22 protein-coding genes and 1 pseudogene are annotated in these 25,225 nt (G+C 44.7%); 6 read left to right on the plus strand and 17 right to left on the minus strand.

The window, feature by feature from the left end; all coding sequences use genetic code 11:
* Nucleotides 1–38: 38 nt before the first annotated feature.
* The 5 genes from QE357_RS19495 to smpB form a co-directional block, all read right to left on the minus strand.
* Entirely contained in the window at nt 39–401 is a 363-nt protein-coding gene (locus tag QE357_RS19495; RefSeq protein WP_309710995.1) for a hypothetical protein, read from the minus strand.
* A gap of 170 nt (nt 402–571) precedes the next feature.
* Nucleotides 572–1,372, minus strand: a complete 801-nt coding sequence (gene proC / locus QE357_RS19500; protein WP_309710998.1) for a pyrroline-5-carboxylate reductase — start codon at nt 1,370–1,372, stop codon at nt 572–574.
* Between the two features lie 37 nt (nt 1,373–1,409).
* Nucleotides 1,410–2,525, minus strand: a complete 1,116-nt coding sequence (locus QE357_RS19505) for a TlpA disulfide reductase family protein (protein WP_309711001.1) — start codon at nt 2,523–2,525, stop codon at nt 1,410–1,412.
* Entirely contained in the window at nt 2,522–3,988 is a 1,467-nt protein-coding gene (gene gatB, locus QE357_RS19510) for an Asp-tRNA(Asn)/Glu-tRNA(Gln) amidotransferase subunit GatB (RefSeq protein WP_309711427.1), read from the minus strand. The genes QE357_RS19505 and gatB overlap by 4 nt, the downstream gene beginning before the upstream one ends.
* Nucleotides 3,989–4,077: 89 nt before the next feature.
* On the minus strand, nt 4,078–4,539 hold the full coding sequence (gene smpB / locus QE357_RS19515) for an SsrA-binding protein SmpB (RefSeq protein ID WP_309711004.1): 462 nt from the start codon (nt 4,537–4,539) through the stop codon (nt 4,078–4,080).
* 382 nt (nt 4,540–4,921) lie between these two features.
* Here smpB and QE357_RS19520 point away from each other — a divergent pair, with 382 nt between their 5' ends.
* The 3 genes from QE357_RS19520 (at nt 4,922) to QE357_RS19530 (ending at nt 7,815) form a co-directional block, all read left to right on the plus strand.
* Nucleotides 4,922–5,236, plus strand: a complete 315-nt coding sequence (locus QE357_RS19520) for a hypothetical protein (protein ID WP_307141474.1) — start codon at nt 4,922–4,924, stop codon at nt 5,234–5,236.
* Between the two features lie 75 nt (nt 5,237–5,311).
* On the plus strand, nt 5,312–6,193 hold the full coding sequence (locus tag QE357_RS19525; RefSeq protein ID WP_309711008.1) for a glycerophosphodiester phosphodiesterase family protein: 882 nt from the start codon (nt 5,312–5,314) through the stop codon (nt 6,191–6,193).
* Nucleotides 6,194–6,264: 71 nt separating this feature from the next.
* Nucleotides 6,265–7,815, plus strand: a complete 1,551-nt coding sequence (locus tag QE357_RS19530; RefSeq protein WP_106636956.1) for a GH3 auxin-responsive promoter family protein — start codon at nt 6,265–6,267, stop codon at nt 7,813–7,815.
* Between the two features lie 111 nt (nt 7,816–7,926).
* Here the strand turns inward: QE357_RS19530 and QE357_RS19535 are convergent, their stop codons facing one another.
* From QE357_RS19535 to QE357_RS19570, 8 genes are all read right to left on the minus strand, one after another.
* Entirely contained in the window at nt 7,927–8,541 is a 615-nt protein-coding gene (locus QE357_RS19535) for a porin family protein (RefSeq protein WP_307141476.1), read from the minus strand.
* Between the two features lie 57 nt (nt 8,542–8,598).
* A complete protein-coding gene (locus QE357_RS19540) occupies nt 8,599–9,306 on the minus strand; it encodes an OmpA family protein (RefSeq protein WP_106636958.1) in 708 nt (235 codons plus the stop codon).
* 252 nt (nt 9,307–9,558) lie between these two features.
* Nucleotides 9,559–9,864 carry a ferredoxin gene (locus tag QE357_RS19545; protein WP_307141477.1) on the minus strand — a complete coding sequence of 102 codons (306 nt, stop codon included), beginning with the start codon at nt 9,862–9,864 and terminating at the stop codon, nt 9,559–9,561.
* An 86-nt stretch (nt 9,865–9,950) separates the two neighbouring features.
* Nucleotides 9,951–10,445, minus strand: coding sequence for an MOSC domain-containing protein (locus QE357_RS19550; RefSeq protein ID WP_106636960.1), 495 nt, complete (start codon nt 10,443–10,445; stop codon nt 9,951–9,953).
* A gap of 217 nt (nt 10,446–10,662) precedes the next feature.
* On the minus strand, nt 10,663–12,288 hold the full coding sequence (locus QE357_RS19555) for a RagB/SusD family nutrient uptake outer membrane protein (RefSeq protein ID WP_309711015.1): 1,626 nt from the start codon (nt 12,286–12,288) through the stop codon (nt 10,663–10,665).
* Nucleotides 12,289–12,300: 12 nt separating this feature from the next.
* Complete coding sequence (locus QE357_RS19560; protein WP_309711019.1) at nt 12,301–15,636, minus strand: SusC/RagA family TonB-linked outer membrane protein; 3,336 nt, start codon at nt 15,634–15,636, stop codon at nt 12,301–12,303.
* Between the two features lie 214 nt (nt 15,637–15,850).
* Nucleotides 15,851–16,939, minus strand: a complete 1,089-nt coding sequence (locus tag QE357_RS19565) for a FecR domain-containing protein (RefSeq protein ID WP_309711022.1) — start codon at nt 16,937–16,939, stop codon at nt 15,851–15,853.
* Between the two features lie 110 nt (nt 16,940–17,049).
* Nucleotides 17,050–17,655, minus strand: a complete 606-nt coding sequence (locus tag QE357_RS19570) for a sigma-70 family RNA polymerase sigma factor (RefSeq protein WP_309711025.1) — start codon at nt 17,653–17,655, stop codon at nt 17,050–17,052.
* 147 nt (nt 17,656–17,802) lie between these two features.
* On the opposite strand from QE357_RS19570, the gene QE357_RS19575 reads away from it, so the two are divergent.
* Nucleotides 17,803–17,994 carry a hypothetical protein gene (locus QE357_RS19575; RefSeq protein WP_106637094.1) on the plus strand — a complete coding sequence of 64 codons (192 nt, stop codon included), beginning with the start codon at nt 17,803–17,805 and terminating at the stop codon, nt 17,992–17,994.
* A gap of 363 nt (nt 17,995–18,357) precedes the next feature.
* Nucleotides 18,358–19,230, plus strand: a complete 873-nt coding sequence (locus QE357_RS19580; RefSeq protein ID WP_309711029.1) for a tetratricopeptide repeat protein — start codon at nt 18,358–18,360, stop codon at nt 19,228–19,230.
* Between the two features lie 98 nt (nt 19,231–19,328).
* Here QE357_RS19580 and QE357_RS19585 read toward each other — a convergent pair whose 3' ends face one another.
* Both QE357_RS19585 and QE357_RS19590 read right to left on the minus strand, forming a co-directional pair.
* Nucleotides 19,329–20,138, minus strand: coding sequence for a hypothetical protein (locus QE357_RS19585; RefSeq protein WP_309711032.1), 810 nt, complete (start codon nt 20,136–20,138; stop codon nt 19,329–19,331).
* A gap of 64 nt (nt 20,139–20,202) precedes the next feature.
* A complete protein-coding gene (locus QE357_RS19590) occupies nt 20,203–20,568 on the minus strand; it encodes a DUF1304 domain-containing protein (RefSeq protein WP_307141482.1) in 366 nt (121 codons plus the stop codon).
* 415 nt (nt 20,569–20,983) lie between these two features.
* Between QE357_RS19590 and QE357_RS19595 the strand changes: the two genes are divergently transcribed.
* Nucleotides 20,984–22,060 (plus strand): glycosyltransferase family 1 protein, encoded by a 1,077-nt coding sequence (locus QE357_RS19595; RefSeq protein ID WP_106636968.1) that lies wholly within the window; start codon nt 20,984–20,986, stop codon nt 22,058–22,060.
* A 57-nt stretch (nt 22,061–22,117) separates the two neighbouring features.
* On the opposite strand, the gene QE357_RS19600 is transcribed toward QE357_RS19595, so the two are convergent.
* Nucleotides 22,118–23,098 (minus strand): virulence protein RhuM/Fic/DOC family protein, encoded by a 981-nt coding sequence (locus tag QE357_RS19600; protein WP_309711035.1) that lies wholly within the window; start codon nt 23,096–23,098, stop codon nt 22,118–22,120.
* 141 nt (nt 23,099–23,239) lie between these two features.
* Nucleotides 23,240–25,218 (minus strand): annotated as a pseudogene (locus QE357_RS19605) (hypothetical protein).
* Nucleotides 25,219–25,225: the final 7 nt, after the last annotated feature.

Here is a 25,225-nt window from a genome sequence, read left to right on the forward strand (position 1 = left end):
TTTAATAGTCAATAGAGTTATGTAATACGCTTCCTATATCAAGGCTTCTTCTCAGCGGACGTTGTCCCTATCTCCCGATCCCCGCCCACCAGATAAGGCCGTTGTTCGGGTAAGGGCTCAAGGCTGACTACTTTTCCATTTTCAAAGTGGATGATATTAACCACGTCAACCCAGCCATGTATATAGAAACTCTCTTTGTAATACCAATCTTCTCGAAAAATCTGATTTGTATCTTTAAAATATCCTGACTTATAAGGTGAGCCAAACTTGGCCAGTACGTCCTTTTTATCCATGCCCATTGGCACGCTCATGGAACTAAACTTACTGGACTTCGTAGAGGCACACCCCATCAGTATACTTATGATGCAGATGCCCAAGAGGACGGTTACTTTCGTTTTCATAATTCGGTCTACGTAGGTTTCTGAAAAGGCTTTACAAAGCCCGGTAGGCAAGAATACACGATTTTAATGCCTCTTTTCTTTTTAGTGCTACCCTTTAACTTTTTTTAATAGAGACCATAAAAATAGCTGCCCTAAAAGAGCAGCTACTGATTGATCTTGGCATTTATTCGCTATTTCGATAACTCCGTCGAACGCTTCTGAGCCGAGTGCAACCCCGCGATCAGCGATTCAGCCAGATTATTCTCTTCGAAAGTTTTTAAAGCGGCTTCAGTCGTACCGCCTTTGGAGGCTACGGCTTTAATTAATTCGTCCAGGCTTTTATCGGACGTCTGAATCAGGTGATACGAACCGAGCATGGTTTGCTTGACGAGTTGTGAAGACAAACTTTCGGAAAAGCCCATTTGCTTGCCCGCTTCCACCATGGCTTTCACCAGATAGAAAAAGTAAGCGGGTCCCGAGCCGCTCACCGCCGTTACCGCATCCAACAGGCTTTCATCTTCTAAAAACACGCAACGGCCCGTAGCATTAATCAGGTTTTCTACCCGGCGTAAATTCTGAATATCTACTTCCTTTGCCGCCGCAAAAGCCGTCATACCCATGCCCAGCATGGCGGGCGTATTAGGCATGGCTCTTACTACTAAAGGATGATCAAGAACGGTTTGAATTTTTTGAATGGAAACCCCTGCCATGATGCTCAAAACAACCTGATTGTAACGAATCACGGGTTTTAATTCGGCGTGAACCGTTGCAAAATCCTGGGGCTTAACGGCCAGAATAATTAAATCTACTTCACTGATTCTCGGGCCGATGGTATCTACCACCACCCCTGTTTTATCCTTGCGGAGAGCTTCGCCGCGTTCGGCTGATTTTTCAATGAGAAACAGATCTTCTTTTTTAACCAGATCGTACTGAATAAAGGATTTGGCAAAGGCCATTCCCATATTACCGCATCCAATAATGGCGAGCTTCATGATGTATAAGGTAGATAAGCAAAGGTAAATAAGAGCCTTAAGGCAGTAATTCTTTGAGCTTGGCCTCGAGTGCCTCGCCTCTGAGTTCTTTGGCTACGATGTTACCTTTGGGGTCCACTAAAACCGTAAAAGGAATGTATTGAATGCCATAAGCCATTGCCGCCGCCGAATCAAAATATTTCAAATCGGATACCTGCGTCCAGGTTAGGCCATCTTTCTTGATAGCATCCAGCCATTGCTTACGGTCCGAATCCAGCGAGACCCCGTAGACTTCAAAGCCTTTGTCTTTATACTGATTATACAGACGAACTACGTTAGGATTTTCTTTCCGGCAAGGACCACACCAGCCCGCCCAGAAATCAATCAGGACGTATTTTCCTTTCAGAGAAGACAATGAAACGATTTTATTATCCGGCGTAGGCAGGTTAATCTCCGGGGCGGGAGAACCGATGGCTAGCCCATTTTTTTTACTCTGCACCCGTCGAACGGTCGCTACAAAGGCTTGGTAAATACGAACGTTGGGCTTTTCTTTTTCAAAGCGATCGGCTAACTGCTCAAATATTTCAAAGTCCTGCTCCTGATTCAGAAAATTAGTAGCATAAAGCGTAGCCAGCGAAGAACCCATTTGGGGAATCAGATTTTTTACCTGAGTAACAATTTCGGTTTGTCCCTGCTCAAACTGCTGCTGGATTTTCTGCTGTGCGGCCTTGTCTTTTTTCTGAGTCGCCTGCTCGTAAGACAAATTCAACTTCTCGACTTTTGCTTTGAAATTTTCGTTCAGGCTATTCAACTGAGCGTAATACTCCATATTCTTGGAACCCGTTACCTTCGCTTTGCTACCGGGTCTGGTATCCGCTTCCACTTCCAGGGTTTCACCGCCTTCCAGCAGTAATATCACGGGAGGAATACCTCCCATTAAAAGTCGGTAAAAACTGCCCCCATTGGTAACCTGACCTTTCATTTCAAAGCCATTGGCAGTAATCAGCGAAGAATCAATGGAAACGGGTAATCCCCGATCATTCATGAGCTGTAAATACGCCTTCTCATTCGCATTGGGATTATTAACCCGTCCGCGAATGGTATAAGAAGTATTGCTTTGAGCCAGAGCGACCACTCCGGTAAGCCATAGAATCAGGGATACAACGATTTTCATACAGTAATAGCATCTAGGGATTGGATCACGAGTTGGTTCGTGACTTTGGGATCGGCCTGACCTTTGGATTTCTTCATGACTTCGCCTACGAATAAACCCAAAAGACCTTTTTTGCCCTTTTTATATTCTTTGACCTTATCAGGAAGACTCTTCAGTACCTCATCAATCAACGCCTGAAGTACCTCGCTATTGCCCTGCTGGATGAGTTGTAACTCTTCCGCTAAAGCCAATGGCTCAGCTTCGGGCTTTTCTAGAAGAGCCGGAAACAGCTTTTGAGCCGCTGCCGAGTTACTAACCTTATTTTCTTCTACCAAACGAATTAAAGCCGCTAGTGTAGCCGGAGTTAAGGTAAAGCCGTCAATATCCTGTTTGCTTTCGTTCATCCAACTGCGAACGGGTCCCATAAGCCAGTTAGCGGCCACTTTCGGACTAACTTTTTCGGCCACCACGGCTTCGAAATAAGCTACTAACTCTTTGGATTCGGTAATACTTAACGCATCAGCTTCCTGAATGCCGAAATCCTGCGTATAGGTTTTCACGAGTTGCCGGGGCAGCGTAGGCATTTGCCGGCGGACCTCGTCGAGTTTCTCATCGGTAATTAAAATAGGTACCAAATCCGGCTCGGGGAAATAACGGTAATCGTTCATGGTTTCCTTCACCCGCATGCCGTAAGTCCGACCCGTTTCGGGATCGAACATCCGGGTTTCCTGAATAATGGTCTCGCCCGCCTCGACCATCTCTACCTGACGATCATATTCGTACTCAATCGCTTTTTGCAGGAAACGAACCGAGTTCATGTTTTTAATTTCCACCTTCGTTCCCAACGGCTCGCCGTATTTACGCACCGAAACGTTCACGTCACAGCGAAGGCTTCCTTCCTCCATATTCCCATCGCAAATGTCCAGGTAACGAACCAGCTTCCGAATTTCCGTAACGTAAGCGGCGGCCTCTTCAGCAGATCGCATGGAAGGATCCGAAACGATTTCAATCAGAGGTGTTCCCGCCCGGTTATAATCAAGCTGGGTATCTGAAGAGTGCTCGTCGTGAATGGACTTACCCGCGTCTTCTTCCAAATGCGTATGGTGCATTTCGATGGCCTTTTCCGAGCCATCTTTCAGTTTAATCCAGATTTCTCCGCCCCAGCAAATGGGAGCTTTATCCTGCGAAATCTGATAGCCTTTAGGAAGATCAGGATAAAAGTAATTTTTACGATCAAATACCGTCCGCCGGGAAATCGTCGAATTCGTTGCCAATCCAAAGCGGATCGCCAGATCAACGGCCTTCTGATTAAGTTTGGGCAGCGTGCCGGGATGACCCAGCGTAATTACTGAGATATTGCGGTTAGGCAGTGAGCCAAACTGATTGGCATCGGATGCAAAAATTTTACTTTCGGTAAGTAGCTGGGCATGGACTTCCAGGCCAATAACCAGCTCGTACTGGGATTTTATCTCGTCGGACGGCACAGAAAACAAGGATGGATTTACAAGAACAAAGGTAAGGGTTTCTTTAGGGAAAGCCTTTAGAGTAAGCCTTCCCTTTACAAAATCAGGGTTTATTCACCCCGGGCCATGTCGCGTTTGACGTCTTTTTCTTTGATATCCTGACGTTTATCGTGCAGCTTTTTACCCTTCGCCAAAGCGATATTGATCTTGGCAAAACCCCGATCCGAAATAAACAGACGCGTAGGAACGATGGTAAGTCCCTGGTCTTTGAGTTTATCTTCCAGCTTGCGAATTTCCCGCTTTTGCAGCAGTAACTTCCGATCCCGCAGGGGTTCGTGGTTATAATGGGTACCTTCTTCGTACTTGGAAATGTTCATATTCCGAACAAAGAGTTCTTCGTTGAGAATCAGACAATAGGCATCCGTCAAGTTCGCTTTTCCCTGACGAAGGGATTTAATCTCCGTACCCGTCAGCACCAGTCCGGCGGTAAAAGTTTCTAAAAACTGATATTCAAAAGAAGCCCGACGATTTTTGATTTCGACGTGCTTCTGTATTTTTTCTTTCTGTGCCATAATGCTTTCATCACCCGGTTTGAGGGTTGGTCCTTGGTAATAAGGGAGTTTCAAAGATACTATTTTCTAAAACTCCTAAAAAATCTATTCGCAGAGGGAGGTGAAGGGTGAAGCGGATTTGAGGCGATATGCTTTGCTATTGGTAAACCTTTGCTAGGACTCAATAATTAAGAAGAGAGAAGACACTAAGAATTATTATGTGTTGTTTATTATCGGCATTAAAGCCAATTTTGTTGATAATAAACAACATTCATCATGAAAACTTGTATTTCATATTCTGGTTTACATTCTTTTATAATCCTCTACTAACTAACAATCGTCTAAACGAAGTTTATAATTCAATACCTCGTTTTTCATTTAGGAATAATGTACATTGTCCCTAATGAAAAAGCATCTATCACCATTTTACCTTCAAAGCTTTCCTTTTTGGTTTAAAGCTTTAAATGGGATTGTTCTCTTACCATCATTAGCTTGGCCTCTAGTTACTTTATTTCTTTTTCTTTTTGCAGACAATCCAACTGACGATTGGCTTAGAGATTGTATCATCATTGTTGCTTATCCTTTGTATTTAATAGTCATTTCAGCTTTAAGCTTTAAAGCTTTTCAGATATATAAGATCCTAGGAATAAGTATCCCTCTTGTCATGATTGGGCTGTACAGTGTTCTGTTACTTAAATTTTTTAATCAATTGAATTAGTACTTATTCTCTTTTAACTTCTGCATTGTCAAGCTATTGGCAACTCATGAATTGATTAGGAAAGTATATCTTCCCATGCGTTACCTCTACTGTATTCTCCTCTTCTTCACCAATCCCCTATTATCAGCCCAAACGCTCGACATTCAGGGTCATCGAGGCTGCCGGGGGATAATGCCTGAGAATACTATTCCGGCCTTTCTGAAAGCTCTGGAGCTGGGCGTTTCTACGCTGGAGCTGGATGTGGTGATTTCTAAAGACAAACAGGTCGTTGTCTCGCACGACAACTACATGAACGCCGCTTTCACTACTAAACCCGATGGAACAGAGGTTACTAAAGCTGAAGCATCTTCCTTAAAAATGTACACGCTGGATTATGCCATCATTCAACGTTACGACGTAGGTAAACGGCAAAATCCAGCCTTTCCCGAGCAAGCAAGTCTGGCGGCGGTAAAACCTTTACTTGCTGAGGTTATAACGACCTGTGATGTCTACGCCCGGGAGCACCAGCTTCCCCCGCCCCGCTACAGCATCGAGATTAAGTCAGCTTCGAGTCAATACGGACTTTTTCAGCCTTACCCTGAAGAATTCTGCTCTTTAGTTTATCACGTATTGAAGCCCTTGCTTTCGCCTGATCGGTATAGTATTCAAAGTTTTGACCTGGCTATTTTAAAGTACTGGAAAAGTCAGCAACTCATCCGAAGCTTCGATGCCAATGCATTATCTGCTCTGGTTCATCACCAAAGTCTGGCATGTACGGAAAAAAAATTGGGATTCAGGCCCGATATTTTTAGCCCTTTTTACCGATTTGTATCGAAGCGAAAAATTAAAAAAGCGAAGCAAAAAGGGGTAAAAATCATTCCCTGGACCGTCAATTCACCTCAAAAGATGCTTCGTTTAAGAAAAATGGGCATTGACGGATTTATTACCGATTTTCCGAATCGAGCGAAAAAGTTATAGATTTGGCTATCGCTCAGCGGAGAACCTACTGCCAAGCTGTTCAGTTAATCCAGTAAATCTTCAGCATGCCTATGCTACCCGTTTTTAATGATTCCCTCGTCTGGATTCTCAAGCGAAGAATGGCTCGGATTGAAGCATTTCGCCGGGATCCCTGGCCCGTCCAGGAACGTCAGTTTCGTCGACTGATTGCCTCGGGACGATCCACGCTCTGGGGTAAAGAATATGGTTACCGAAACATCCGCAGCATTGCCGATTTCCAGCAGCAAGTACCCATTTCGAGTTATGAAGACCTTTTTCCCTACATCGAACGGGTGATGAAGGGAGAAGACCGTGTGCTGTGGCCCTCGCCCGTCCGCTTTTTCTCGAAGTCTTCGGGTACGACTAATGCCCGTAGCAAATTCATCCCCGTTTCGCGTGAATCGCTGGATGAAGGCCATTTCCGGGCGGGAAAAGACATGATGGCCCTCTGGATTGATAACAAACCCGACACCCGCGTTTTTGAAGGTAAGGGCTTATCCGTTGGGGGTAGTTTATCCCAAAACCAGCTCAATGACCGCACCTTAACGGGCGATATTTCGGCAGTCGTCATGAAAAACCTGCCGAGTTGGGCTCAGTTTATCCGTACCCCGACGTTGAAAACGGCCCTGATGGATCGTTGGGAGGAGAAGATTGAAGCCATGGCCTTAGAAGCTTCTCAGGTGAATGTAACGAGTGCTCTGGGCGTTCCTACCTGGACTTTGGTATTAATTCAGAAGGTGCTTGAACTGACGGGTAAGAAAAATATTCTTGACGTTTGGCCCAACTTTGAAGTATTCATTCACGGAGCCGTCGCCTTTCATCCGTACCGGGATTTATTCCGTCGGGAAATTTTTAAAAGCGATCACGTTCATTATTTAGAGACCTATAACGCTTCCGAAGGCTTTTTTGGCCTTCAGGATGACCTGAGTCACATTGATGAGCTACTGTTAATGCTCGATTACGGTATTTTCTACGAATTTGTTCCTTTGGAAGAGCTTCACAAGGATCACCCCAAAGCCTTAACGCTGGGCGAAGTAGAGCTTAACCGCAATTATGCCGTTGTTATTTCCACTAATTCAGGACTTTGGCGTTATCTCATTGGCGATACCGTTCGCTTTACTTCTAAAAACCCCTATCGCATTAAGATATCAGGTCGAACCAAACATTTTATTAATGCTTTTGGGGAGGAAGTAATCATAGAGAATGCGGAAACAGCCCTGACTACCGCCTGTGAAATGACCGGAGCTACGATTTCTGATTATACTGCTGCTCCCATTTACATGGGTAGCAACGAAAACCAGCAGGTCAAACGCGGGGGACACGAGTGGGTCATTGAATTCTCTACGCCGCCTGATAATCCAGATACTTTCGTAGAAGTATTAGACGACACGCTTCGTAAGATTAATTCGGATTATGATGCCAAGCGAAGTTTCAACATCGCTTTAATTCGACCCATCGTCCACATGGTACCTCCGGGGACGTTTTACGAATGGATGAAACACAAAGGAAAACTGGGTGGTCAGCATAAAGTACCCCGATTATCTAATTCAAGGGAATACATAGAAGAAATTTTAAGTATAAGTCCCGAGCATCTGGCCATTTAAATGCTTCTCTATAAACTAAAGCGGCACGAATTCAAAATTCGTGCCGCTTTAGTTTATAGAGAAAGTTAAGAGTCATTTCCTTAACAACTCGAAATCCATTAACTCAAAACTCTAGAAAGTAACTCCTACCGATAATTGAGCTGAAGTGTTTTTAGCATTACCCATCACCTGCTGAGCTACGAAAGAATCTGCCACTTTCTGAAGACCAACGTTATAACGGGTGCTGATGAGAAAGTTACCAAAGTAAAGGGTTAAACCTGCTCCTACCCCGTAATCAAAACGCTTGAAAGCATCCGTGTTAAGTGTAGTGGTAGCACTACCCAAATTGCTCGTGTTTTCTCCAGCCGCCTTTAACAGGTAAGCCACATAAGGACCGGCATGTAAATCAACAAAGTTACCAATTTTGAAAGTAGCCAGAACGGGCACCTCTACGTAGTTTAATTTAAAAGTATTGCTACCCTCAAAGCCAGCAATATTGAACTCAGCACGGGTTCCTTTATTCGTATACCCGATTTCAGGCTGAATGTAGAAAAAGTCAGTTACGACGGGGATCTGCGTAAACAAACTGGCATGGAAACCGTAACGAGGGTTACGATCCGTGAATTCTTTGAGTCGCAGGTTGCTGGCTGAAAAGCCGCCACGAATACCCGTCCGGGCTGTGGTTTCCTGAGCAAACGCTCCCAAGGTGGTGAGCGTAAAGGCGATGATGAGCGTAAGTTGTTTCATGGGAATTGGTTGAAAAAAAGCAGGGAAATGCAGATTCTCCTGCTTTAAGGTTGTTTATTAGTTACCGTTTTGAGCTTCTTTTTGCATTTTCTCATTAGCTGAGATTGCAATTTCTACGCGTCGATTTAAACGACGGCCTTCCTCCGTATCATTGCTTGCGATGGGCTGCGAAAAGCCATATCCCTTAATCGTCATCCGGGAAGCGGATACCCCCTGCGAACGCAGATAACTTGAAACTGAAGCAGCCCGACGTTCGGATAAATCCTGGTTATACTCAGCCGTACCCCGGTTGTCAGCGTGTCCTTCAATCAATAGATTCGTATCTGGATTTTTCTGAAGCGTTTCTGCTAGCTTCGCTAGGTTCTCCTGCGTTTGAGGAGTCAGCTCGGTTGAGTTATAGGCAAAAAGTAACTGGCCATCCATGGTTACACGAATCCCTTCGCCCACCCGTTCTACTTTGGCCGCCTCGCCCATATCCTTCTCAATCTGCTTGGCCTGCTTATCCATCTTACGACCAATAATTGCCCCAGCTGCTCCACCTACGGTAGCTCCTAAAATGGCCCCAATGGCTGTATTTTTTGAAGCACTTCCAATGGCTCCACCAATGATGGCTCCCGCTCCGGCACCGATACCAGCACCTTTCTGGGTCTTATTCAATTTGGACTTTTTCTGTCCCTGAGCATTTTTATTACACGAGATAAACGTTGAACTAAGCATGGAAACTAACGTGAGCATCCACATTCCTTTTACAAACAGGCGTTTCATGGCTGTACTAAAGATTGATTACGGTTTTACCTACGATAAAAAGCTTAGCCTTAGATGCTTTTCTCTACAAAAACGCTGTTAATAGCTGTTAATTACTCAGTAACTTGCTGAAGTACAAGGGCCTTATTTCTAAATAATTCAAAATTCCACAACTGTAGAAAACGTAGATTTATTTACCCACTTTTTAAATTAGCCATAAAAAAACAGTCTATGAGTGGTGGATTCATAGACTGTTTTTGCGAAAGAGATTATCTAAACGGCTAACTTCAACCGCTCAACGGGCTGGTCATTAACCAGGTGACTTTCGATGATTTCTTCTACATCGGATAATTGGACATTTCCGTAAAATACTCCTTCAGGATAGACAACCATCGAAGGGCCAAAAGCACAGACATCAAGACAGCCCGTTTTCTGAGCCCGAATTTCAATCTGCAATCCCCGATTTTTCAAACCTTCTTTAAAAGCGTCAACTAAAGCCATTCCCCGCTCTTCACCGCAGGAACGTTTGGGGGCCGGTTTCTGATTGGTACAGATGAATACGTGTTTTTTGTACTTCATGCTCGTTAGTGGTAAACTACAAAAGTAATACGTACCCGCTAGTTTAGCTTGTAGAGAAAGTTATTCAGACTCAGTTGAAACAACACTTATTCCCGCACCACCATCAAAGCATCGCCTACGTTGATTTCACCTTCCTGAATAACCCGAGCCGTAATCCCGCCGTGGCTTCGCATGGCATTATACCCACCTACACCAAGGACTTCCTCCATACGGCTACAGGGATGGCACTCGCCCGTGTATTCCAGAATAACTTCTCCGATTTGAAACCGTTTGTCTTTCAGAGCGTGCAGATTTACCCCTTTTACTAACAAATTCCGTCGCACATCGGCGGGGTCAATTTGTTCTTTACCCAGAAATGAAGCAACGGCTTGTAAATGCTCGGCTGAAATCAGCGTCACTTGCCGTTTGCTTTCGGGCTGACCTTTATAGCGATCGCCGTCAAGGCCGGTACCAATACGAACGTATGCTTTCTGAGCTCCAATTACGGCTTTCCGCGGACCTGTTCGCAGACCGATCCATTCCAGTTTTCCGGGTTGGGCAAAATGATTCATTAATGCCTGCATGGGCTTTTCTTCTGCCATAACTTCATTAGGTTTTTAAATAAGATACATAAAAAAAGTGTTCATTCTCGGAGGAACGAACACTTTTAGATGAGCGGGTTAGGATTCTTAGGGAATCAACGCCGTTTTCATAGCTATTTTAGAGGAAAGCAGGATGAGGTTCAGGGTTTAACCCGGTTGCATAAATAAAAGGGTTGAAGGTAAAGGGTTAGAGAGCAGGCTCTAACCCTTTTTTATTTTATTGAGCTGGGTAACCCGGATTCTGTTTCAGATTGGGGTTAGCCGCCAGCTGCCGTTGCGGAATCGGGTAAAGATTCTTGTTAGGATCATTCGATGGCGTGTGATCCCACCAGGAGGCTGTCGTAAACTTACCGAAACGGATCAGATCCGTCCGACGCTTCCCTTCAAAGATGAACTCACGGCCACGTTCGGCCAGCATTTCATCCAGCGTTAAACTGGCTGTAGTGTAAGGCACGAAATCTGCCGCAGCGAACGCCCGTTTGCGAACGGCGTTTACCAGTGTCAGGGCTTCGCCCGTAGCCTGGCCGCCATTCTTACGCATCAAAGCTTCAGCTTTGTTGTAATAGATTTCCGTTAAACGGTAAAGCGACCAGTCGTTACTCCAGTATTTAGCTTCTGACTGACGGCCGGGACGATACTTATTGAAGCGAGCCCCGCTGTTCTCTTCACCCGTAATCATACTCGAAGCCGTTCCGTTTTCGCTTGCCCGACGGATTTCTTTCACAAAGTTTAATTGCTGGTCTTTGTATTCTTCCGTACCCAGTACCGGACGAGTCGGATCAGCGGCGTAGAACTGAGGGCCAATCAGGAACCACTCTTTTTTACGAAGATCCTTATCATTAAAGGCATCGTAAGCCGAAGGTATCACGACGATCCCGTTGTTTCCATTACCATCACCATCGTAAATGAAACGCTGATTGAAATGATAGAAGTCACCATTCCAACCACAACGGGTAGGCGTAGCCTGAGCATCATACACTAACTGAAAGAGAATTTCTTTCGAGTTATTGTTGGTGTTATTATAGGTGGACACCAAATCAGCGTCCAGTACGGGAGTTCCGTTTAGTCCACCCGTCTGACCATTGATGATTTTGTCGCAAGCAGCAATACAATCATCCCAGCGAGGAGTTCCTGACCATACTTCTGCATTCAGATATAACTCTGCCAGCATGGAGTAACCCGCTGCTTTGGTAATCCGGCCAATGTACTTCTGCTCCAGATTGGGCAGTAAGTCCACGCTTTCCTTGAGTTCTTTTTCAACGAAGGCAAACACCTCTGCCCGGGGACGCGTCTCAGGACTCGTTGGCGATCCTACCGTCGTAACGATGGGGATATTACCGTACATATCCATGAGCTTCATGTAATGATAAGCCCGGAAAACCCGCAATTCTGAAATGAAGGCGTTTTTGTCCGTCTCGCTTACGCCCGCCTTGGCAAAATCCACCCGGCTAAAATCACCTAAGGCATTGTTACAAAAACCAACACCGGTAAACATCAAACTGTAGGGATTCCACACCGTATTCTCCGTATAAGACCAGCTATGGCCATGCAGACGAATCCACTGGGCATCATCGTAGCCGTGACGACCTTTCTGCGGCCAGGCTAACTGATCACCCGAAAGCTCGGTAATCCGCCAGTGCCCGTTTTGACCCGTCGGAGCTGTCCAGGCGTTGGCGTGCGTATACGGACGCAATACGGCTGAAAGGATTTCCTGACGGTTATTATAAAACTTAGAGGCATCAATTTCATTATACAGCGTCTCGTCCAGGTTAGTACAGGCATTCGTACCCGAGAGAATCGCCAGCAAGCTTGCAAACACAAGCCCTTTATAGGAACGTTTCATTGAATTTCGAGATTAGAATTGAACATTAAGACCAAGCGTGTAAGACTGCGTGCGTGGGTAGAAACCACGGCCATCGATACCCGGAGCCAGACCTGTATCTTCAATGTCAGGATCCACACCACGGTACTTAGTAATGGTCAACAGGTTACGACCTGTAGCGTAGAGACGAAGGTTTTTGATAACGGGAGAATTAAATTTCCAGTTATAACCCAGCGTTACGTTGTCAAGCTTCACAAATCCACCAGGCTCCAGGTAATAATCCGAATACTGGAGAGCATCGTTGATCTGGTTGTTGCGACCCAAAGCATCTTTCAGTACGTTCGTTGGCAAGTACACTTTGTTACCAAAGAAGGCCTGTTGCAGGTTCAGAATGTCGTAACCCAGCTTTCCACGGAAGAATACCGTCAGATCAAAGTTTTTGTATCGCAGGTTGTTATTCCAGGATACCAGGAACTTAGGAATACCATTACCAATGTAGGTATAGTCTTCGTTAGCTACGATTTTGTCTGAAGTAACGGCTTCACCCGAAGCTTTGTAGAACAACCAGCGGCCTTCAGGGGTAAAGCCCGCAAAACGCTTGCCGTAGAAACTACCCAGTGAACCACCTTCAATGGTACGAATGGCATCACCTAATGCACCCGTTCCACCAATGGCTCCGAAGTTCAAGTACGTAGCTTTGAATACATCACTTGACAGTGAAACCAGACGGTTTTTCTGCGTACTACCTACTAAGTCTACATTCCAGCTAAAGTCTTTCTTCTTAATTACTGAACCACTCAGGCTTAGCTCAATACCGTTGTTATCAATCGTTCCTACGTTCGTAAACAGCGTAGACTGAATGTAGGGAGGTAACTGAGTATTAAAATCACCCAATAAATCGGAAGTGCGACGACGATACACATCAAACGTACCACTCAGGCGACCTTTGAATAAAGCAAAGTCCAAACCAATGTTTAACTCTGCCTTACGCTCCCAGCGAAGATTCGGGTTTGGGTTGTTACCCGGTCCGTAGGTTTGACGCCATACGCCATCATCATTAAGGTAGAAGTTACCCGTACCTAAACGTACCAGTGAGCGGTAGTTAGGAATCCCCTGGTTACCCGTAATACCATAGCCTGCCCGCAGTTTCAAATCATCAAACACTTGAATGGACTTGATGAAGTTTTCCTGAGCCAGGTTCCAGCCTACTGAAGCGGCGGGGAAGTTACCAAACTTGTTATTAGCACCGAAGCGTGATGAACCTTCGCGACGTAAGATGAACTGAGCAATGTATTTACCCTTGTAATCGTAGTTCAAACGACCGAAGAACGCCACCAGCTTATTGTCTTCTTTGAAAGATCCCAAAGAAGATTTACCCAGGGCAATGAAGTTACCCGCTCCCAGGTTATTCTCCTGGAACTGATCATTTAAGAAGCCAGAGTTGATGCCTTCAAACCAGGAAGATACGCGGTACTGATAACTATAACCCGCTAAAGCTTTAAAACCATGATGCTCAGCAAACTTGGTTTCGTATTCCAGCGTAGATTCGAACGTGCTTAAGTTATCGACGTAATTGTATTTACGAGCGTAACCCGTCCCGGCAATAGGCGTTCCGTTCAAGCTTTCCAAAATCGAGCGGCGGGAATCCCGGGGACGATATTCGTTGTCATTGCGAACGTCATGCTGGATAGCCCCGAACGCACTTGCTTTGAATCCTTTAAAAGGTTCCAGCGAGAAACGAACGTCGGCAGAGGTCGTCTGTTGATCGCGGATGAGTTTTTCCTGGGCTAAGCGGCCAATGGGGTTTACCGTTGATCCTTCTTCGTAATAGCGGCCCGTATTATCAAATAACGGCTGCGTTGGGTTACGACCCAGAGCGTTTTCAAAGTCACCCGCCTGTCCACCTAACAAGTTAGCCTTGTTGAAGTTGGTAGCCAGGTTTACCGAAGTAGAAAGCAGGTTATTCAGAGACTTCTGGAACACGCTCAAACGACCGCCGTACTGACGACGCCAGTTTTGAATCGCAATCGGATTAGCTTCGTTGTAATACATCGAAACGCGGTAGTTGCTATTCGCTCCGCTTCCTCCCGAAAGAGCCAGGTTATGGTATTGACTGATGTTTTTCTTATCTACTAACAGGTCATAGAAATCAGTGCTGGCTCCTAAATCACGCATCTGGCTGGCTTTAGGATTGCTCGGGTTCTGCATTGCAGCCCGCCAGTCACTAGCCGATAAGAATTGTGGACGACGGGTGATAACTTCCCGTTGAGCATACGTAGAATAAGAAAGCGTAGGAGCTCCTCCTTTTCCTTTTTTGGTGGTAATCAAAATTACCCCGGCATTACCCCGTGTTCCGTAGATAGCAGCAGCAGAACCGTCTTTTAATACATCAAAAGATTCGATATCATCCTGTTGAAGAAGATCCAGGTTACCCCCAGGAATACCATCAATAACTACTAATGGACGCTGATCTCCATTAATAGAAACGATACCCCGAAGCTGAATCGACGCCGAAGAGTTAGGGTTGTTACCGGAAGCCCGCGTGATTTGCAGACCGGCTACTTTACCCTGAATCAAATCCAGTGGGCTGCGTGTACCGCCCTGGTTAAAATCTTCCGTTTTAATGGTAGCTACTGAAGAAGTTACTTCCTGACGACGCTGCGTACCGTAACCCACTACCACCACTTCATTTAAAGATTTGATGTCTGATTTTAATACTACATCAATCGTAGTGCGGTTAGCTACCTGAATTTCCTGGCTTACGTAGCCAATCGAAGAAACCACAATCGTAGCGTTGCCATCTGGAATATTTAAGGTATAACGACCATCCGCATTCGTTACCGTTCCTACGTTAGGCGTACCTTTGAGTAAGATCGTAGCACTGGGAACCGGACCACCCGTTTCATCAGTAACCAGACCCGTCACGGTAATCAGCGGACGACCGCTTTCCAGTTTACTGGGCATTACGAGGGTAATGTAGCGATCAATGAACGTGGGCTCCATGCGACTGGCCCGAGTCAGAATAAAACGATTCCCTACCAGTTCAAATTTAATTTGAAGCGGTTGGAAAAAACGACGAAGTACCAGATCCAGACGCTCGTTAGCGGCATTTAAATTGACCGAACGATGCGATTGAATCAGATCAGGACTATACGAAAATTTAATGTCAGCGGCTTTCTCAATCCGGGAAAGCACTTCGCTCACACTCTTGTTATTAAGCTCTACCGAAATCTTCTTATTTAATACTTCCTGTGCCCGGCTGTCTAAGGCCAGCGACACATTGGTAAACAAGGCTACGATAAAGAATTGGAGTACTGTTAATCGCATGATCTTCCACCCAATTTCTTTGGAAAATAACGGTTCTTTCATACATTTGAAATGGTTTTTTTTGATCGAAAAACACAAATAGATCCCTGCATCCGTGCATGCGGATGGGCAGTAGGACAGCTCAACAGGGGATTTTGTTTGGAAGTCAGTGGTGGTAGGACACCGCTGGCTTCTTTTCATTTAGCAAGAGGGTATTAGGGCATGTAGTCGATAAAGTGCTGGTGGTTTAGTGTATGGTTTAGGTAATGAAATGTTTCTAGGGATGGCAACCGCGACCCGTAACGGCTACAAATTCAGCTTCCGTGTTCCAGGTGGCTTCCAGGGTTTTACAAATAATGTCTAGTTTCTGGGAAAGCGTTCCTTCTTTCAGGTCAGTGGTTATGCGGCAGTTTTGGAGCGAAGGATCTTTAAAAACTACCTTGATACCGTAAGCTTTCTCAATTTCAGCAAATACATCCTTTACCGGTACGGCATTGAAAACCAGATTTACCGGACGAATGACAAACGTTTTCCGCTCCGCCAAAGCATTAACCGGACTCCGGAACATCTTCGCTTCTTTAATGGTGAAAACGACTTGCTCATTGGGCGTGAGAATCATGTCCTCCCGCTCGTTTTTCTTAGTCTGTACATCTTTCTCAGGCGTTACAAAGACCTTCCCCGTACGAACCGTTACGGTAACATTCGCATCTTTTTCGTAGGCCTTCACATTAAAGCTAGTCCCTAAAACTTTGGCTATTAATCCATTGGCATAAACCGTAAAGGGTTTTTTAGCATCTTCCACTACTTCAAAGTAGGCTTCACCGGAAAGAGCAACCGGACGCGATTCTTTAGGAAATGGATTTTCGTAACGAAGGTTACTTCCTTTTTGAAGAATGACAGAACTACCGTCGGGCAGGGAAACCAAACGAGGTTTTTGCTCAAAATTAGTCACCATAACTGAGTCAATCAGAGACTCTGGATTCTGTTGAGCAATCGTTTGTTCAATTTTAGTAGCAGGCGTACCCAGATTGAGCCAAAGTAGTCCGCCTGCAATCACGATAACTGCGGCAGCAGCCCAACCCCAATACGGACGTTTTTTAAGAACGGGCGTCTGCACCTGTTCTTTCACTCGCTGCCATATTTTCTCTTCCTCAGCGGAAGCATCCGAAACCTCGACCAATTCCTGACTGGCTCGGCTCAGACGTTTGACTGACTCGATAGCCTGGATAATCTTTTCCTGTTGTTCAGGGTGTTCACGCAGGTAGTTTTCCCAATAAATCGAAGTCGATTCATCGGGAGTTTTCACCCATTTACGAAAAGATGGATTGTTAATAAAATCTTCCTGTGAGTCAGGCATTTGATCCATGTACTGCGTGCGTTTCTAGTAGAGATAGCGGCGGCGGCCCTTTCTCAACTCAGTTTTTTAAATTATTTTTTCTAATAATTGGACTTCTAAAGGCTGTAAGCAGGAAAGCCTTAAAAATGTAAGCAGAAAAACGACAGTAGAATAATAGAATCCGAGAGTAGTTTTCGCAAAGAAGTGTAAGCCCGATTCAGGTGATTATTAACCGATTGCTGGTTAATGCCCATGATTCCCGCAATTTCTTCGGTGCTGAAATCATCGTAAAAAGCCAACAGAACAGCTTCTTTCTGCCGAGCAGGCAGATCACTAATCGCCTGTTTCAGGCGGGCGTTCTGAAAAGTAGTAGATTCCTCTTCAATCAGATTTGCCTCAATGGAAGGGCTAAAGTAATCAGGGATCTGATCCTCCGGGAAATCAATATCTTCCTGAGGAATCTGCAAATCAGCCTGCCGAAGGTTATACAGGCGATTTCTTAAAACCCGGAATAAATAAAACTTGATGGTATGCAGGCTTTTCAGGTTTTCTCTCCGCTTCCAAAGCTCTACGTATACATCCTGAATGGCGTCTTCGACCATTTCTACGTCACTGGAAATCCGCTTTCCATACGAGAGAAGCATGGAAAAGTGATTTCGGTAGATTTGTTCAAAAGCCTTCAGTTCTCCCTGTTTAAAGGCAAGCCAAAGTTCTGTATCGTCCGTGTATGTCAATGATTTACTCAATGATTGGTATTTCTAACCTTCGAATATAAGGCCGAAAAATTCTTACAAAAAAATATCATTTCTGTAACATTTCCCAGACTTGCGATGGCCTTCTTCTTTCTGGTATATTTTTTGAGCGTATTACCAGGTCTATCAACCCTTAAAACAATGCCCTGGACTAAATCCGAATATCCCGACTCTTTGAAAAATTTCATGGCACCGATTCGAAACAAAGCCATTGAAATTGCAAACGCCTTAGTTGCCGACGGTCGCCCTGAAGATTCTGCCATTGCCATTGCTACTGAGAAAGCAAAAGAATGGGGCGAAAACCGAGGAAAGAAAATCAGGAAATCACGCTAAAAATTAGTGTTCAGTCCATTAACGAGAGAAGTGGCCCCTTTAGCCGCTTCTCTCATCAAAAATTCCAAAGCCTTATCAGGCCATTGTTCATTAGGAACCAATCGTTCATTCCTAGTTTACATAGTATCGAGGCTAAAGGTCTGAGAACTGCCCCTTTGCAAAAGCAGAGCTGAACTTGAGTGCGTATACGTTATCAGATCAGGAATGAACCTTTCAACTAAGGTATTCCAATCTAAGTATGTGCAGACAAAATTCAGGAAACCCTTTTCCATCAATATTCTGTTAGAGCTTAACCTATTTTTTACACTAAACTTTTCAATATTCCCGTTTCCCTATAAATTCTGAAATCCTTTGGTTTACCTTATGAAATTAAAAACCTTACTAACCGCAGGCATTTGTATAGCCAGCCTTCACACCTTTGCTCAGGATGCCAAAAGTTTATTGGATGAAGGATTAAAAAAGGCTCAGGCGGGCCAGGTAAGTCAGGCCATTACGCTATTCAATCAGTCAATTGCCGCTAAAGACGATTACCCCGTTCGGCAAAGCCGGGGCATGGCTTATTCCTTACTACGGCAATATGAAAATGCGGTGGAAGATTTCACGAAAGCCATTTCTTTCAAAGCCGACGCCAAGAAGTCAATGGTTGGACGCGGCGTAGCCCGCAAGAAGCTAGCCGATTATCAGGGAGCTATCAGTGATTTTTCATCGGCCATCAAAGTAGACCCTAAAATGGCAGAAGCCTACTATAACCGGGCTTTGGTTTATGAATTGTTGGGAAATACCGAAAAAGCCTGCAATGATTACAAAGCGGCTCTCGCCAACGGACTGAAACCAGCCGAGTTGAAAGTAGAGAGCTGTGCTAATCCACTGCCCGTTCCGGCTAACCGAAAGCCTCTTTTACAACTCAGTGGTGTAGCTACGGACCCTAAATACGGCACTACAAAGACCAATCCCATCAAAGTAGGAACCAGCCCCGCCGGGGAATACGAAAACCTATCGACTTACATGGATTTGCTTCGGGATGGACAGAATAAAACCGTGGAATACAAAAAGACGGGAACGCTTCCGTATGCCTCTAACTATGCTCCTAATGGAAAGGGTACCATTGAGGTGCTGGAAGTGAATTACCGGGATTCTAAAAACGTAGCCAAAAAGACGACTCTGTATATTACTATCTTCGACTTTGAAACGCCCAAAGCTCCCCTGGGATTTACCACGGTTAAGGCTCAAAGATAAACGAAGGCATTTGCCAAAAAGAAATCGTGAGCGATAGCGTTAGCTGCGATAACTCACGATCATCATAATAAACGAGTTATTATAACTCGTTTAACTTTTTATATCTTCTCTTCTACTTTCTTCACGCCTACCTCATTGAAGAAAGTCTTCCAGTATTCGCTTACGTTGGGATTATTGACTTTGGAAGAAGTAGTGGGTTCGAAAGGTAAGACAATCGATACTTCTACGGAGCTTAAATTAGGATAACGTGCCTTCAACGATGCAGCGTCCGCTTTAGCCCAGGCATCAGCTTCGGCAGTGCTTTTGGGGGGCGTTTTATGAAAGTCCCGTCGACCCGGCTGCTTCATACTTTCCACCATGTCTGAAAAGTAATATACCTTCACGGCATACCCTTCGCCTACCCTTGCGTTAATAGCAGCCAGACTGGCCTGAATATCGGTTTGCTCACTACTCTTGCTGACGTTGGGAGTAGCGAGTTGAGCTAGTACCTGTTTCGCAAAATTCAAACGCTCCCGTTGCAGGGCCAAATCGTAATTGGCTTCGGCTGCTTCTACGTCCGTTTGGCTCATGCCTTCCGTAGCATCCAGCGTAGTTTGGCTGGTTAGATCCAGAGCTTTACTTTGAGCAGTATTTTCGTGAATCAGCCACACCTGTATGTTATCTCCCGCCCGACGGATCTCCTCCTGGACTAATGAGTTAATTACTTTCGTGTACTTTTTCTCCACAAAGTCTTTATCTTCATTTACACTGCGGGATTTATCCAAAAAGATGAGTGTACTGACTTTGCTAGCCTGCGGAGCAGTTTCCGTAACGGCGGTTTCAGTATTTTCTTTATTCTCTTCGGAACTAGTTCCTCCACAAGCAGACAGAAGAATCATAGTTCCTAACATGAACCAATGTTTTTTCATAATAAAGCTTTTCTTAAGGTAATCGAATCGGGTAGCTTTCCGAATACCTACGAAAAACGACTGGCTATGGCCGAAACCACGTTACGATCAGCCCCACTAATGCGGGCAAAGCCTGCACGAAAATAATGGAACGGGAAGCCGTCAACCCTCCGTAGATACCCGCTACGGTAACACATCCTAAAAAAAATAAAGCCACATTCTTCGACCACTCCGGATCCGAAATTCCTAAGGACCAAAATAATCCGGCGGCTAAAAAGCCGTTGTATAGTCCCTGATTAGCCGCTAAACCTTTCGTGGGCTCAAAAAGATGAGGCGGCAAACTTTTAAAAGTGGCTTTGCCTCGCGTGGTCCAGGCGAACATTTCCATCCAGAGAATATAAACGTGCTCTATAGCTACCAGAGCGATTAGAATCATGGAAAACGTCATCATTTACTAAAAGGGTTATGATCGAGTAGGAACAGATTTTTTAATTTTTATTTTATCCACTGTGAGGCATTCAAAAGTAGCTTATTTTAAGCTTTTTAACTTAGCCTTAAAAAAGTCGCTTGTACAAAAAACCTAATTTATACAACATTCCGTCGTAGAATTGCGTAAGTATCAAAAAGACGACCGATTCTGAAAAGTGAAATCGGTTCCATATTAATCATTTTGAAGCTGTGCATTATTTTCTGATTACAGAATTTTTCAACCCATTACTATCTCATTATCAATTTCTTACTGTCAGAAATTCTTTTCACGCTGATTAAATAACATATCCCTTCCAACCTTTTAACACGAGGCCGGGTCTGTTTAGTGATTTTTTAGTTATTCCAGTACTAGGAAAGAAACCATTTCGGCTCTACCCATGAACCAATCCAACAAAAAAGCAGATGTCATTTTTGACTGTGAACGAATGAGGCATGCTCATACGGGTCTGTATCATTTCTGTCTACAACTAGGCAATGCTTTGATGCTTAACAGAAATCATTCAAATCATCGTCTAGGCTTTTATTTGCCCTCAAAAGAGGCTTCGCTTTTTGGTGAAAACCCTTACAATAAAAGCCATAGTTCGCTCCATAAATACGCCATGCCTTTTGCCAATAAGTATTCGGTATGGCACGGAACGTATCAGGATTCTAACTATTTTCCGTTGCGAAGTTCAACCAAAAAAGTATTAACGGTTCATGATTTAAACTTTCTTCACGAAAACAAGCCTGCCGATAAAATTGCCAAGTATATCAAGAATTTGCAGGATAAAATTGATCGAACGGATCGCATTGTAACGATCTCCAATTTTGTAAAAAAAGAGATTGAAGAAACCATGAATCTTCGGGGAAAAGAAATTCAGGTTATTTACAATGGCTGCAATATTAACGAGCATATTCGACCCATCAAACCTCAGTTTTCGGTAGAAAATCCTTTCCTTTTCAGTATCGGTACGATTGCTCCCAAAAAGAATTTTCACGTATTACCCGCCATGTTGCTGGACAATGATCTGGATTTAATCATTGCGGGAACGATGTTTCATAAAGAATACCACCAGAAAGTTTTAAGCGAATCCAAACGCCTGGGTGTGCATAACCGAGTACATTTGACGGGCCCTATTACGGAAGCTGAAAAATACTGGTTACTTAAAAATTGCGATTTATTCTGTTTTCCATCCTTGGCTGAGGGCTTCGGATTACCCGTGATTGAAGCCATGCACTTTGGCAAAAACGTGGTTCTTTCGGATTCAACGTCCTTACCTGAAATCGGCGGTCCTCATGCTCATTACTTTGACGGGTTCGATCCCGATCAGGTGAGTATGTTAACCACCAAAATTCTGGAAAGCATTGACACGCAGGCTGAAAGTCAGCAGATCAAAGCCTGGGCTCAGCAATTCAACTGGAGAAACACTGCCGAAGAATACTGGCAGATTTACAAAGAGTTACTGCAGGATTAAGCCCTCAAACAAAAGCGGTATCAGCAATGCGGGTACCGCTTTTGTTTGAAATAGCCCTTATAAATTTTTCTGATTTCTATTCAAAACGCTTATGATTAGCTTTTTTACCGTTTCCATTTCTTCTGGTTTACTGGACGCGATGAACAACGTTAAACTGGCCAGAGCTTCATTGCTAATCAGGGTAAACCCATTCTTGGTATAGAGCATTTCATTTTCGTTCAGAAACAATAGAAAACAGGCCGCCGCAATGCGTTTGTTACCATCAACGAATGCATGATTTTTGACAATTAAATAAAGAAGGGTAGCTGCTTTTTCTTCAATGGAGGGATAAAAGTCCGTTTCGCCAAATCCCTGAGCAATCTGAAGTGTTGCACTCTGAAAACCCTGGTCTTTTTCTTTTCCAAATATTGCCGACTCAAATTCGGTTCTCATCGCATCAATCACCTGGAAGTAATCCTTCAGGTCAGGGTAGACTGCCGGGCGTTTCGTAAGTCCAAGCTTGTCCAGCCTTTCATGGTCGTAATCATCCAGCAACTCAAGCCCCGTTGAATACCAGCTAAGCCATTGGATCTCTTCCGACCTACTTTTACTTTCGATGGCTCGGCTTAGTATTCGAATGCCTTCTTTTAAGGTTTGAATCTGCTGTTGTTTCTGCTCCAACCGTTTTTCATTAAGGGCATACCCTTGTATCAAATACTCCTTTAAACGCTGCGTAGCCCACTGCCGGAATCTGGTTCCCTGCCGAGAATTGACCCTGTAGCCGACAGCAATGATTATATCTAAATTGTAATGAACGCGGTCACGTTGAATCAGCCTTTGCCCCTCTTTCTGAACTGTTCGGAAATTCCGAACAGTTGCCTTTTCATCGAGTTCTTCTGATAAAAATATATTACGAATGTGCTCGCTAATGTTTGCTTTGCTTGAGTCAAATAGTTCTACTAATTGATTATTCGTGAGCCACACAGTTTCCTCTTCAAACTTTACTTCGATCTGCGTGTCTCCCTCACTACTCTGATAAATTTCAATGGGGTTGTCCATAAGTATGCATTTATTCTTTCGCCAATATTAAGTATAAAAACTTAATAAATTAACACATTTAAAGACTCAACCCTTTTCCATAAACAAAAACGGTACGACCCAAATGAGCCGTACCGTTTCTATAAATCACCTTATTAACAATTAAGGATTAGCACTTACTGGAGCATTCTTTAATGAATTAATCCAGGCTGCAATTTTAAGAGCATCGCCTTTAGGAACCTGAGGCATCGGTGGCATCTCCGTGGCATAACCGGGCCAGTTCTGAGGCTTAGGGTTATAGATCAAATCCACGATCTTCTCATTTGAATAGTTACGCTTGGCTACTTCTTTATAAGCTGGTCCTACCTGGCGTTTATCAGCGTTGTGACAAGCCAAACAGGTGTGTTTGGAAAGTAGTGGCTTCACTTCTTCGTAAGTAGGCACCTTTGTTTTCACAGTAGCACCGACCTTGGTAACATCCGTCTTCGCATTTTTACCAGCAACTGCTTTAGCAGGCATTTTTGCAGGAGCGGCGGTCGTAGTGGTAGCCGAATTTTTCGTGCTTGTTTGCGAAATAGCTAACTTCTCGCCCGTTGGGATATTGTTGAGCGTATAGTAAGCATTAGGGTGAACCAGGCTAAACTTGCTGTTTTTCTCCCGAATGCCGTCCAGCGTTAATTGGTGTACGTAATACTGACGCAGGTTATCAACGATGATACGAGCTTTGAGCCCATCGGCGGATACCTTCACGCCTTTTACGGGATTCTCTTCTTCGTTAATCGTTGGACTTCCGTAGGTTGAGTGATATTTATAGATGAAGCTTTTTACTTTATAGCTTGCTAAATCTTCGGCACTCGCAGCATCAATGGGCTGGGTAAATTCTACTTCAAAGCCGTCAGGCATGGCACGAACGGCTTTCATTTCGAAAGGAATTTTACCCGTCCAAACCAGACGTTGCAAGCCTTCATTCGCTTCCCCGGCTGAACCCCAACCCCGGTTGGTTTCACCAACAAATAATGAGTTGTCTTTACCAAAAGCCATACGTAATACGCCGGACTGGAAACCCGAACGGAAATCAAAGGCTGCTCCCTGAAATTCGCCGTTTACTTTTTCCATAAATACCCGCATGATTTTCGATTGGCCCTGATCCCCTACCAGCATTTGGCCAGCGAAAGGACCAAAAGCTCCTTTGGTATCATCCGTGATGATTTCCGAGTTAGAAATTCCCAATACTCCGTGAGGTAACCAAACAACGGGAAGCTGAATTTCAGGGAATTTTTTCTTGGCTTCGAATAACAGTAACGGATTCTTCTCTGAAGCATCGTTTTCGGGCTTAATGGCTCGGCCATTGGCATCCCGGCGACGACGCTCATCGTAGGTTTTGTAGAATTCTTCCTGCGTAAGTTTTACGGGAGAGCCAGGCAGATTGCTCCAGCGTAGCCCGGCAGGGTGTCCTACGAAAGCTCCTTTTTTCACGTGCCAAACGCCACCTGAACCCATCCAGTCACCCTGGTTATCCGTGTAAAAAAGTTCGCCGTCAATCATGCCTAGTCCGCACGGAGAACGCATACCCGTTGCCCAAGGCTCCATTTTTCCGTCGGGAGAAATTTTCATGACCCAACCGCGGTAAGGCACTTTACTCTCCCCTCTCCACCATTCTCTTCATTACCAAAGGCTACGTTAGCACTCACAAAGAAACTGCCATCGGGAGCGATTTTAGGACCGAAGCTATACTCGTGGTAGTGACCAGAGATTGGCCAGGCGTATACGGTATGGTACTGATCGGCTTTTCCGTCACCGTTGGTATCCGTCAGACGGGTTAACTCTCCGCGTTGAGCACAGTAGAAAGAGCCATCTTTGTAAACCAGACCCAGGATTTCGTGCAGACCACTGGCAAATTTGCGGAAGTGCGGTCTAGGGCTACTGGGATTTTCAATCACCCAAACATCACCCCGACGCGTCGAAACAGCCACGTCTCCGTTGGGCAGGGAAGTTACCCCGCCAATTTCCAGTACGATGCCTTCCGGCGTACTTACTTTAACAATTTTATAGAGATCGCTTTCAGCCGGAGAACTGTCCTGAGCCAGTGCAGCCGTCGCCATTCCCAGACTCAAAAGCGTCGCTTGAAGAATACGTTTCATTGACAAT

Origin of the sequence: Siphonobacter sp. SORGH_AS_0500 (genome assembly GCF_031453245.1) — a bacterium.
In the GTDB taxonomy this organism is placed as follows: Bacteria; Bacteroidota; Bacteroidia; order Cytophagales; family Spirosomataceae; genus Siphonobacter.

Excerpts from the sequence above, each read along its gene's own strand:
- QE357_RS19495 (WP_309710995.1), bottom strand. The coding sequence starts at position 401 with ATGAAAACGAAAGTAACCGTCCTCTTGGGCATCTGCATCATAAGTATA.
- proC (WP_309710998.1), bottom strand. The coding sequence starts at position 1,372 with ATGAAGCTCGCCATTATTGGATGCGGTAATATGGGAATGGCCTTTGCC.
- QE357_RS19505 (WP_309711001.1), bottom strand. The coding sequence starts at position 2,525 with ATGAAAATCGTTGTATCCCTGATTCTATGGCTTACCGGAGTGGTCGCT.
- smpB (WP_309711004.1), bottom strand. The coding sequence starts at position 4,539 with ATGGCACAGAAAGAAAAAATACAGAAGCACGTCGAAATCAAAAATCGT.
- QE357_RS19520 (WP_307141474.1), top strand. The coding sequence starts at position 4,922 with ATGAAAAAGCATCTATCACCATTTTACCTTCAAAGCTTTCCTTTTTGG.
- QE357_RS19525 (WP_309711008.1), top strand. The coding sequence starts at position 5,312 with ATGCGTTACCTCTACTGTATTCTCCTCTTCTTCACCAATCCCCTATTA.
- QE357_RS19530 (WP_106636956.1), top strand. The coding sequence starts at position 6,265 with ATGCTACCCGTTTTTAATGATTCCCTCGTCTGGATTCTCAAGCGAAGA.
- QE357_RS19535 (WP_307141476.1), bottom strand. The coding sequence starts at position 8,541 with ATGAAACAACTTACGCTCATCATCGCCTTTACGCTCACCACCTTGGGA.
- QE357_RS19540 (WP_106636958.1), bottom strand. The coding sequence starts at position 9,306 with ATGAAACGCCTGTTTGTAAAAGGAATGTGGATGCTCACGTTAGTTTCC.
- QE357_RS19545 (WP_307141477.1), bottom strand. The coding sequence starts at position 9,864 with ATGAAGTACAAAAAACACGTATTCATCTGTACCAATCAGAAACCGGCC.
- QE357_RS19550 (WP_106636960.1), bottom strand. The coding sequence starts at position 10,445 with ATGGCAGAAGAAAAGCCCATGCAGGCATTAATGAATCATTTTGCCCAA.
- QE357_RS19555 (WP_309711015.1), bottom strand. The coding sequence starts at position 12,288 with ATGAAACGTTCCTATAAAGGGCTTGTGTTTGCAAGCTTGCTGGCGATT.
- QE357_RS19560 (WP_309711019.1), bottom strand. The coding sequence starts at position 15,636 with ATGAAAGAACCGTTATTTTCCAAAGAAATTGGGTGGAAGATCATGCGA.
- QE357_RS19565 (WP_309711022.1), bottom strand. The coding sequence starts at position 16,939 with ATGGATCAAATGCCTGACTCACAGGAAGATTTTATTAACAATCCATCT.
- QE357_RS19575 (WP_106637094.1), top strand. The coding sequence starts at position 17,803 with ATGCCCTGGACTAAATCCGAATATCCCGACTCTTTGAAAAATTTCATG.
- QE357_RS19580 (WP_309711029.1), top strand. The coding sequence starts at position 18,358 with ATGAAATTAAAAACCTTACTAACCGCAGGCATTTGTATAGCCAGCCTT.
- QE357_RS19585 (WP_309711032.1), bottom strand. The coding sequence starts at position 20,138 with ATGAAAAAACATTGGTTCATGTTAGGAACTATGATTCTTCTGTCTGCT.
- QE357_RS19590 (WP_307141482.1), bottom strand. The coding sequence starts at position 20,568 with ATGATGACGTTTTCCATGATTCTAATCGCTCTGGTAGCTATAGAGCAC.
- QE357_RS19595 (WP_106636968.1), top strand. The coding sequence starts at position 20,984 with ATGAACCAATCCAACAAAAAAGCAGATGTCATTTTTGACTGTGAACGA.
- QE357_RS19600 (WP_309711035.1), bottom strand. The coding sequence starts at position 23,098 with ATGGACAACCCCATTGAAATTTATCAGAGTAGTGAGGGAGACACGCAG.